Source organism: Campylobacter sp. B0100352/1, assembly GCF_020135855.1.
In the GTDB taxonomy this organism is placed as follows: domain Bacteria; phylum Campylobacterota; class Campylobacteria; order Campylobacterales; family Campylobacteraceae; genus Campylobacter_D; species Campylobacter_D taeniopygiae.
In genome coordinates this window covers 18,692-28,848 of record NZ_JACHTP010000023.1, presented here as the reverse complement: position 1 = coordinate 28,848, position 10,157 = coordinate 18,692, and the positions used below count along the sequence as shown (strand labels likewise).

10 protein-coding genes and 1 pseudogene are annotated in these 10,157 nt (G+C 28.9%); 7 read left to right on the top strand and 4 right to left on the bottom strand.

Annotated elements, in window-relative coordinates; translation table 11 throughout:
* Positions 1-1,074, bottom strand: a pseudogene (locus H2279_RS07145) (hypothetical protein); the annotation flags it as partial.
* 93 nt (positions 1,075-1,167) lie between these two features.
* Between H2279_RS07145 and rimO the strand changes: the two are divergent.
* Together rimO and tilS are read left to right on the top strand one after the other, a co-directional pair.
* Positions 1,168-2,487 (top strand): 30S ribosomal protein S12 methylthiotransferase RimO, encoded by a 1,320-nt coding sequence (gene rimO / locus H2279_RS07140; RefSeq protein WP_337196080.1) that lies wholly within the window; start codon positions 1,168-1,170, stop codon positions 2,485-2,487.
* Entirely contained in the window at positions 2,477-3,442 is a 966-nt protein-coding gene (tilS, locus tag H2279_RS07135; RefSeq protein WP_337196079.1) for a tRNA lysidine(34) synthetase TilS, read from the top strand. The genes rimO and tilS overlap by 11 nt, the downstream gene beginning before the upstream one ends.
* Here the strand turns inward: tilS and H2279_RS07130 are convergent.
* Genes H2279_RS07130 through ciaI form a run of 3 tightly spaced genes read right to left on the bottom strand, consistent with a single transcriptional unit; the run spans position 3,425 to position 5,387 of the window.
* Positions 3,425-4,132: an EI24 domain-containing protein gene (locus H2279_RS07130; RefSeq protein WP_337196078.1), complete on the bottom strand. Its 708-nt coding sequence runs from the start codon at positions 4,130-4,132 to the stop codon at positions 3,425-3,427. The genes tilS and H2279_RS07130 overlap by 18 nt on opposite strands.
* The gene (dut, locus tag H2279_RS07125; protein WP_337196077.1) at positions 4,120-4,818 is read right to left on the bottom strand and encodes a dUTPase; all 699 of its coding nucleotides are present in this window, start codon (positions 4,816-4,818) and stop codon (positions 4,120-4,122) included. Before dut ends, H2279_RS07130 begins: the two co-directional genes overlap by 13 nt.
* An 11-nt stretch (positions 4,819-4,829) precedes the next feature.
* On the bottom strand, positions 4,830-5,387 hold the full coding sequence (gene ciaI / locus H2279_RS07120) for an intracellular survival protein CiaI (RefSeq protein WP_337196076.1): 558 nt from the start codon (positions 5,385-5,387) through the stop codon (positions 4,830-4,832).
* Between the two features lie 77 nt (positions 5,388-5,464).
* Here ciaI and H2279_RS07115 point away from each other — a divergent pair, with 77 nt between their 5' ends.
* Genes H2279_RS07115 through H2279_RS07095 form a run of 5 tightly spaced genes read left to right on the top strand, consistent with a single transcriptional unit; the run spans position 5,465 to position 10,152 of the window.
* Positions 5,465-5,884 carry a hypothetical protein gene (locus tag H2279_RS07115; protein ID WP_337196075.1) on the top strand — a complete coding sequence of 140 codons (420 nt, stop codon included), beginning with the start codon at positions 5,465-5,467 and terminating at the stop codon, positions 5,882-5,884.
* Between the two features lie 52 nt (positions 5,885-5,936).
* Entirely contained in the window at positions 5,937-6,719 is a 783-nt protein-coding gene (kpsM, locus tag H2279_RS07110; protein WP_337196074.1) for a capsule polysaccharide transporter KpsM, read from the top strand.
* Entirely contained in the window at positions 6,716-7,378 is a 663-nt protein-coding gene (locus H2279_RS07105; RefSeq protein ID WP_337196073.1) for an ABC transporter ATP-binding protein, read from the top strand. Before kpsM ends, H2279_RS07105 begins: the two co-directional genes overlap by 4 nt.
* The gene (locus H2279_RS07100; protein ID WP_337196072.1) at positions 7,378-8,496 is read left to right on the top strand and encodes a capsule biosynthesis protein; all 1,119 of its coding nucleotides are present in this window, start codon (positions 7,378-7,380) and stop codon (positions 8,494-8,496) included. Before H2279_RS07105 ends, H2279_RS07100 begins: the two co-directional genes overlap by 1 nt.
* Positions 8,497-10,152 carry a polysaccharide biosynthesis/export family protein gene (locus H2279_RS07095; protein WP_337196071.1) on the top strand — a complete coding sequence of 552 codons (1,656 nt, stop codon included), beginning with the start codon at positions 8,497-8,499 and terminating at the stop codon, positions 10,150-10,152.
* Positions 10,153-10,157: the final 5 nt, after the last annotated feature.

Below are 10,157 nucleotides of genomic sequence, written 5' to 3'. Positions count from 1 at the left end.
TACTAGTTTAATCGGATCCATGATGCTGCAATATTCATCTATAATTTCTTTATACCATTCCACTGGGGGTATAAGGTGATTAAAATTATATTCTTTATCGATTTCTATGTTTTCTTTGGCTAAATTTTCAAAATCAATGTCTTCATTGTGATAGTTTCCCTCTGGAGAGGCAAGAATAAATCCTACAAATCCTATAGGATTATTTTTACTTAGAATTTTTGTATTTTCAGTAATTTTGATATTTCTATTATAGGTATCGAAAAAAAATGAAAACGAATGATTAAGATTTCTATTAAAATTACTTGTATTATTATTCTTAATTTCAATTTTGCTATTATCTTGATTATTCCAAGTATGAACTCCTAAAATGAAATAATTGTAATACATGAATTTAAATTTTAATTCATTTTTTAGTTCATAAACCTCTTCTTGACAAAGCCAATTTGATTTATTTTTAAAATTATTTTCATTAATGTTTTCCATTTCTCTAACGTTTAAAGTAATAAATTTAGGGTTGTCATTTTGTATATTTATTTTTTTAGGGAGAGAAAAATTTTCAATATTATTTGCAATTTCCTCGCCAATTTTTCTCATAATAAAATCAAAATCATGTGCCTCATCCCTTCTTATAAAATCATACAATTTTTTTTCAAGATAATATCCATTTAAATCGATAATATTAAAACCATATTTTTTGATAAGCTTTTTATGTAAAATATCGACTAGTTTTGAACATTCTAAGTTATGCCATTTTTGTGGAGTTGGGGCAATAAAACAAAGAACTTTTTTATTTAAAAAATACAATTCTTTATATAACCAATTAATAACTTGATAACTTTTAGGAAATAATTCAAGAGAATTGTAACGACCTATATCATTGACGTTAGATGTATTTATAATTAAATCCGCGTTTTTCAGAATTTGATAATTTCTTTTTAATTCGTATAAATTTTGTAAAGCAGGGGTTAAGCCTAGTGATAAATTTATTACATTTATTCCTCTATTTTTTAAACCTTGCGTGATTCCATTTTTAAAACTAAAAGCACTTCCGCCAAGCAAAACTATATTTTTCATAGAAATCCTCTGAAGTTTTTTGTTATAATTTTAAAAAACTTATTTTATCAAAAAAAAAAAAAATGAAAATTCAAATTTAAAAAAGTGAGAAATATGTCAAAACTTTATCTAATGTCTTTAGGTTGCAATAAAAATTTAGTCGATAGTGAGATTATGCTAGGGCGTCTGAGTGCTTATGAATTGTGCGATGATCCAAGTATGGCAGATGTTTTGATTGTCAATACTTGTGGTTTTATAGAAAGTGCTAAAAAAGAAAGTATTAATGCGATTTTAAATTTACACGAGCAAAGAAAAAAAGATTCGCTTTTAGTGGTTACAGGCTGTTTGATGCAGCGTTATCAAGAAGAGTTGATGAAGGAACTACCCGAAGTTGATCTTTTTACTGGTGTGGCTGATTATGAAAGAATCGATGAAATGATACTTAAAAAAACGAATTTATTTTCTTCTTCAACATATCTGCAAAATGAAAACACAAAAAGAGTAATCACAGGTTCTAATTTTCATGCTTTTATAAAAATTGCAGAAGGGTGTAATCAAAAATGTTCATTTTGCGCTATACCAAGCTTTAAAGGCAAGTTAAAATCAAGAGAAATTTCAAGCATTGTTGCTGAAGTTAGGGATTTGGTGCAAAAAGGTTATAAGGATTTTTCATTTATTGCACAAGATACGAGTTCTTATTTGTTTGACAAAGGCGAAAAAGATGGGCTTATACATTTAATCGATGAGATAGAAAAAATAAAGGGTATAAGAGCAGCTAGGATTTTATACCTTTATCCAACAAGTGCGAGTGAAGCTTTGATCAAACGCATCATAGCTTCTAAAATTTTTGTGAATTATTTTGATATGCCTTTGCAGCATATTAGCGATTCTATGCTTAAAATTATGAAGCGTGGGGCTGGGCAAAAAAAACTTAAAGAAATGCTCACTTTAATGAAAAATGCACCTGATAGTTTTTTGCGCACGGGTTTTATTGTGGGACATCCTGGAGAGAGTGATAAGGATTTTGAAGAGCTTTGTGATTTTGTTCAAAATTTTGGCTTTGATAGAGTGAGTGTTTTTGCTTATTCTAAAGAAGAAGATACAGCAGCTTTTGATATGGAGCAAATTCCTTTTAAAACAATCAATGCTCGTCTTAAAAAAATTGAAAAAATTATCGATAAGGTTTTAGAGAAAAGTTTTGAAAAAGAAGTGGGCAAAAAGCGTTTGGTGGTTTGCACTGGGGAAAGTAGCGAAGGAGCTTTTTTCATTGCAGGAAAAGATTTAAGATGGGATAGAGAAATTGATGGAGAAATTCTTATCAATGAAAGTGAGTGCGGTGATTTGGAAATGGGACAAATTTATGAGTGTGAGATCACTCAAAGCTTGGATAAAAAATTAATTGCTAAGGCTTTAAGAAAAATCAATGCAGATTAAGCATGAAATTTTAGAATTATTAAAAAAGGGCAAAAATTTACTCGCTTTTTCTTATGGGAGTGATTCAAGTGCGCTTTTTTATTTTTTAATGCAAAATGATATTTCATTTGATCTAGCTTTGATTAATTATAAAACTAGGGTAAATAGTGATAAAGAAGAAAATGAGGCTAAAAAACTTGCTTTAAAATTTCAAAAACAAATTTTTATAAAAACCGCTCCCAAATTTAAAGGCAATTTTGAAAAAGAAGCTAGGGATTTTCGCTATGATTTTTTTCATCAAATTTGCCTTGAAAATTCTTATGATCATCTTATTTTAGCTCATCATCTTAATGATCAACTTGAATGGTTTTTAATGCAGCTTTCTCGAGGAGCAGGTTTGGCAGAGATTTTAGGAATGAATGAAATTGAAAAGCATGAAAAATATTGCATTATAAGGCCTTTGCTTTGCGTAAGCAAGAATGAAATTTTAAATTTTTTAAAAGAGAATAAAATTTTTTATTTTAATGATGAAAGCAATGACGATGAAAAATACTTTAGAAACTATATAAGAAAAGAATTTTCTAATTCTTTTGTTGAAAAATTTTCTAAAGGTTTGAAAAGAAGTTTTGATTATCTAAGTAAAGATCGGCAAAAAATTTATGATTTTGAAAAAATACAAAATTTTAAAGGGATTTTAATTTGCTCTAAAGAAGAAAGTATGATCGCAAAAGCATTGAAAATTCAAGGGGTTGTTCCAAGTGCTAAACAAAGAGTGCAAATGCTAAAAAGCGATTGTGTTATCAGTGGAAAAATCGCTATAGCTTATAAGGATGATAAAGCTTTCGTTTTTAATTACGAGCTTTGTAAAAAACTTCCAAAAAATTTTAAAGAGGAATGTAGAAAAGCTAAAATTCCAAGATTATTAAGAGCTTATCTTTATAATCATAATATTGAAATTTCAAGCTTTAAGTTTTAAAATTTTTTGATAGCTTAAATGGGTTAAGAAAATCACAAAAAATACTTGAAAAAAAAGTCCTAAAAATGGTACAGAAGAAAGGATATAAAAACATAAGGTGCTAAATTTAAATTCAAAAGGAGAAAATTTAGCATTAAAACTTTTAAAATTTTGCTGATCTAAAACCGAACTTGTTACATCTAAAATCAATAGTTTATGAAAAAGATAGTAAAAAACAAAATAATAAATAAAAAGATTGACAAAAGGCAAAAATAAAGCTAAGGTGCAAAGTATAAAAAAGAAGCCAAATTTTATAAATATTTTAAAAATTTCAAAAAATACTCTAAGGGAGCCAACTTCTTCTTCAAGGCTATAATGATAATATTTTCTATTGATTTCTTTAACAATAAAAGGGGTTAGAAAAGAGGTGATAAAAAGGGCAAGAAAAACAGAAGCAAAAACAACAATAAAGCCTGAAAATAAAAAGCTTATCACAGTAAGCAATACTTGAACTACATGAAAAGCATAAAACCAAGCCCAAAAAGAATCCTCGCTAACGCTAAATAAAGAGTGAAAATAATTGGTTAAAAATGAAAAACCAAAGATCCCTAAAATACTCATAAATAAAAGACTACAAGCAAGAGGGATAAGAGCGAATTTTAAAAATTTAAGCGAAAAAAAATCTTGTAAAGAAAGTTTTAAAATTTGCATGGAGAAACTTTTTTGTATTCTTCTTCAAGATGATTATAAATTTTTTCATAATCGATTTCTGTTTTTAAAATTTCATTTAGAACTTCATTATCTTCTTTGCCATTCCAATTTTTTATATAAGTGCCATTTTTATAACCATGATCTTGTCTAAAGATGTTAAGGACATTTTTTCCTATGTAAATTTGATAAAGACTATTTAAATTAAGACCGCATTTGATTGCTAGAGTAAAATAAACAGATAATAACTCGCCCAAATCAAAGTCAAAGCCACTGCATTTATGGATAATAAGCTCTATATCGTTTAAAATGCCATAAATTTCACTTTGATTTTCGCTCGGTTTATTTTCTTCTTTGCAAAAATCTTGAAATACACTTACAGAGGCAATCTCTGTAGCAAAAAGGTGAAAATCTTGTTTTTTATTTTCAAGGAGTAGGCTTAAAATAAAATGCCAAATATCTACGATTTCTATACGTACATTTTCCCAATTTGTCGGTTCTGAAATATTTTTCCAATGTTTCCAAGCAAAAGAATCGATGAGTTCAGCGCATTCCATATAAATACAACGTCTCCAACTGATCAATTTTCCTTCTTTGGTGTAGCCTTCTTCCCAACCAATACCGTTGGTTTCATCATTTAATTTTTGCTGGAGTTTAAGCATATTTTCTACAATTTGCACATTTTGCATGATCAACCTTTTTAAGCGTAAAGATTTAAACCATCTTTTTCTTTATTTTCTTTATTGTTTTGTTCTTGTTGTTTTTCAAGCTGTTTTTTCATTTGCTCTAAAACTTCATCTAAGAGCTTTTTGCTATCTTCTAGCATGGATGCATTTGTATCTTTATTGTTGGTTTGATTTTGTTTTAATAAGCTATCTAGTTTATTAGTTAAATTGCTTGCGATAGCATTTTTATGATTTTCATCTTTTGGAGCTGGTAAAACATCGGCAATTTGCATAGCGGTTTGAATAAGTTCTTTAGGTTTTAATTCTCCTACTTTTGAATTAGCTAAGAAGTTATTTAACATAGGTTCTACATCTTTCATGGCATTTTTGATTTCATCCATATCATTTTGAGTCAATTTAGAACCTTCAAAAGTAAAGCTAAATCCATATTGATGCTTTAAGCTTAATTGTTTGCCGTCTTTATCATTATAATTTAAACTTTGATTATCATACATTGAAAGACTTAAATGCTTACCACTTTTAGTGGTATAGTCCATAGAAAAACTTTGATTTTTACTCGTATCAATTTGCATAACCAACTCCTTATTATTTTTTTTGATTATTATATTATATCGGCTGATTTTAAATTTTGTTGAGTATAATTTTAATTATGGATGAAAAAATTTTAAATTTTATAAAAAATGAAAAACTTTTATCATGGTCTATGATCGATGATATAGGAGTTTATACCGCTAGTGCTTTTTATGCTTTTGATGAAAAAAATCTTGCTTTCATAATCGCTTCTCATGAAAATACAAAACATATTCAATTAGCTTTTAAAAATTCTAGCGTTGCTGTAAATATTGCAAAAGAAAATAAAATCGCTTTTTTAAAAGGGATTCAAGCCAAAGCTGAATTTAAAAGAGCAAGTAAAGAACAAGAGAAAATATATTTTTCTAAATTTTCTTTTGCTAGGCTTGATAAAAAAGCTAAAATTTATATCCTTGAAATCATTTGGGTTAAATTAACAGACAATACTTTAGGTCTTGCTAAAAAAATAAAATTTTCTAAAAAATCTTTCATTATTTAACAAAATGAGTTAATATTATGCTTTTAAGTAAAAATTGGTGGTATAAAATCAAATGTTAAATGTAATTTATGCACTTTTTTTTAGAGAGTTAAAAACCAGATTTGGAGCTAATAGGCATTTGGGCTATCTTTGGGTTGTGGGTGAACCTATGGCGATTATTTTAATAATTACTATCATAGGGACACTAATTAGAGAATTTCATCATCAAGTTATGCCTGAAGGAATTTCTATTTTTATGTTTTTAATTTCTGGCATTATGCCTTTTTTTATGTTTAGAAGCATAGTGATTCAGCTTATGAATGGTATAGGGGCAAATTTAGCCTTATTTGCTTACAAGCCTGTTAAGCCTATACATGTTTTTATTGCTAGAGCTTTACTTGAGCTTTGTATTTATTTTGTGATTTTTATCGTTGTTTTATTTTTTGCAGGTTGGTTTTTTCATTTAGAAGTGATACCAAAAAATTTTTTGGATGTTTCTTTTTGTATATTTTTGCTTTTTTGTTCAGGTTTTTCTTTAGGGATTTGTTTCGCAATTATTTGGCATTTTGTTGAGCCTATAAGAACCGCATTGTTTTATTTTAGCATTGTTTTTTATTGGACTTCAGGTATTATTTTCCCAACTTGGCTTATGCCACGTATTTTACTTGAGATATTATATTATAATCCTTTGCTTCATATTATGGAACTTTTAAAATATAATTTTTTTAAAAATTATCCTTTAAATGATGAATATAACTATATTTATCCTATGTTTTGTATTAGTATAATGCTTTTTATAGGTTTATTTTTTTATTATTATAATAGACAAGCTTTGACGGCAGTAAGAAAACAATGATAAAAATTTTAAATTTAACAAAATCCTACCCTTTATTTAATGGTGGAAGACATTATGTTTTTAAAGATTTTACTTTTGAGTTTCCTGAAAATTGCAGCATAGGTTTAATGGGTAAAAATGGGGCAGGAAAATCGACCTTAATGAGGCTTTTAAGTGGATCTGAGCTTCCAGATAGTGGTAAGATAATTACTAATAAAAAATTATCTTGGCCTTTAGGTTTAAGTGGGGCCTTTCAAGGTTCACTTACTGCAAGAGATAATGCTAAATTCGTAGCAAGAGTTTATGGCTATAGGGGGAAAAAATTACAAGAAAAGGTGCAATTTGTAGAAGATTTTGCAGAGCTTGGAAAATTTTTTGATGAGCCGATGAAAACCTATTCTTCAGGAATGAGTGCTAGGATTGCTTTTGGGCTTAGCATGGCTTTTGATTTTGATTATTACTTAATCGATGAAGCAGGTGCAGTGGGCGATCCTTCTTTTAGGGAAAAGAGTGTAAAGCTTTATAGGGAGAGACTTAGTCAATCAAAGGTGATTATGGTTTCTCATGATGTGGCTGAAATTAAAGAATGGTGTGATAAAATTATTTTTATGGAAAATGGAAAAGCGACTGTTTATGATGATGTTGATGAGGGAATAGCAGTTTATCAAGGAAGAGCTTAATGGAAGAAAAAAAAGCATTTGTGAAAAAAATTAAAGATTTAAGTATTTTTGATTCTTTTAAAATTGTTTGGTTTTTGATGATTTTTGTCGTGATTTATTATGTATTTATTGCTGCACCTCGTTATGTAACTACTATGATTTTAGATGTTAGAGCTACAAGTGGGACCAGTGTTCAAGCTAATGGTATTTTATCTTTGCTTTCTTCAAATTCTGTTGCTAGTGACGATATTAGATATCTTAAAGGTTATATTCATTCTTCTGATATGTTAAAAATTCTAGATCAAAAAATTCAGCTTAAAAAACTTTACAATGAGCAACATTTGGATTTATTTTATAAATTATGGCAATCAAGTTCTAATGAGGCTTTTTTAAGATATTACCAAAGTCGTATTAAAATTCATACTGACAATGAAACTGGATTATTAAGTGTTGAAGTAGAAGGTTTTAGTCCAGAATCTTCTTATTTGATCGCTAAAACTATTATGGAAGAAAGTGAAAAATTTGTTAATGAAATTTCTCATAAATCAGCAAGAGATCAAATGGCTTTTGCTGAAAGTGAAGTTTTAAAATTTAAAGATAAATTTCAAAAAGCGCAAAATGATTTAATCGCTTTTCAAAATAAATACGGAGTTTTTGATCCTTTAAAACAAGCTGAAAGCAAAGCTAAATTGATTTCAGAAATTGAGGCTAATTTAGCTCAAAAAGAAGCTAAGCTTTTAAGCTTACAAAGCTATATGAATGATGCAGCACCAGAGATTGTAACTCTAAAAGCTGAAATTGTGGCTTTAAAAAAACAATTATTAAAAGAAAAATCTAAAATTTCAGCTAATAATCCTTCGCAAAAATTAAATAATCTTGCTGCCAAATTTCAAGATTTGACCATAGAGGCAAATTTTACTCAAAAAGCTTATGAATCAGCTTTAAAGGCTTATGAAAGTGCAAGAATTGAGGCAGTAAGAAAGATTAAACAACTTGTTGTAATCCAAAGTCCTACTAAGCCTCAAATTGCAAAATATCCCCAAAGAATTTATGATATTTTAACAGCCTTTATGGTTTTATCTTTATTATATGGCATTATTAAATTTGCTAAAATGATTATGGAGGAGCATAAGTATTAGATGAAAAAGATTGTTTTATTTTTATTTTCTTTTGTTTTTGCTTTTGGTTCAGTGGATGTTTCTCAAATCACTGCAGTTGAAAATGAGAATGCTAATTTCATATCAGATAAAAATATAAGCACAAGTAATTCCAAATTTCAACAAGAAAATACAGTAAAAACGGATGATACAATTTCTGTTTTTGGCGCACATCTCTTTAATGGAAATTTTAAAAATTACACTCAAAGGGTTTATAATCCTGACTATAAAATTGCAGTAGGTGATCAAATCAGTTTAAAAATTTGGGGTGCTGTTGAATTTGAGCGTGTTCTTGTTGTGGATTCTCAAGGTAATATTTTTATCCCAAAAGTGGGTGCCGTTAATTTATTGGGTGTAAAAAACAGTGCTTTAGTGAGCGTGATTAAGGCTCATGTTAATAGAATTTATAAAAGTAATGTTTTTGTTTATGCTGATATGAACGCCTATCAAAATGTTTCTGTTTTTGTAACAGGAAGTGTGAATTCTCCAGGACTTTATCAAGGATTAAGTTCAGATTCTGTGATACAATATCTTGATAAAGCAGGTGGGATTAATTTAGAATATGGAAGTTTTAGAGATATTGAAATTCTAAGAAACAATCAAGTGATTAAAAATATAGATTTGTATAATTTTTTACTTAAGGGTCAAATGGATCTCTTTCCTTTTAGAAGCGGGGATGTTATTTTAGTGGGTAATGTGCAAAATTATGCCTTTGTAAGTGGGGATGTGCAAAGACCTTTTCGCTTTGAACTCTCAAATGATATTAAGACTTTAAGTGATTTGGCGCGTGTAGCAGGAGCAAAACCTATAGTGACCAATGCTGTGGTTAAAAGCTATGGAGAGGATCATAAACTCAATGTCAGCGCTTATAATAAAATGCAATTTTCTAAAGTTTTACTACAAACCGGCGATGAGGTGCAATTTAATCCAGAATATATCTCTAAAAATATCACGATCACTGTAAGCGGTGAACATAGCGGGCTTAAAAATTTGGTGGTTAAAAAAGGAACAACTTTAGAGGATGTTTCAAGGCTTATCATGTTTAATGATCAATCCAATGTTAATGCTTTACAGGTTTTTAGAAAATCTGTTGCCAAAACTCAAAAAGAACTCATCAATGCTCAACTTAAAGAACTAGAAACCTTAGCCTTAACAAGCACTTCGGTTACCTCTCAAGGTGCTGCTATTAGAGCTGAACAGGCAAAATTGATTCTTGAATTTATCCAAAGGGCTAAGCGGGTTGAGCCTAAAGGACAAATCGTTATTGATAATCCAAAATCTTATAAATCTGTGATTTTAGAAGATGGGGATGTGATCAATGTTCCAAGTAAAAACAATCTTGTAATCGTTCAAGGTGAAGTCTCTTTGCCGGGTGCTTTTGTTTTTGATAAGGGCAAAGATTTAAAATATTATATCAATCTTGCTGGAGGCTATGGAGAAAGAGCTGATACTTCCAAGGTTTTAGTTATACGTAGCAATGGTAAGGCTGAAAAATTTAATGGAAATATTACAATGCATCCAGGGGATTCTATCTTAGTTTTACCTAAAGTTGAAAGTGAGAATTTGCAAATCTTTAGTATGCTAACTCAAATTCTTTATCAAATTGCCGTTGCAACAAATGTTGTTTTAAATCTCTAAAGGTT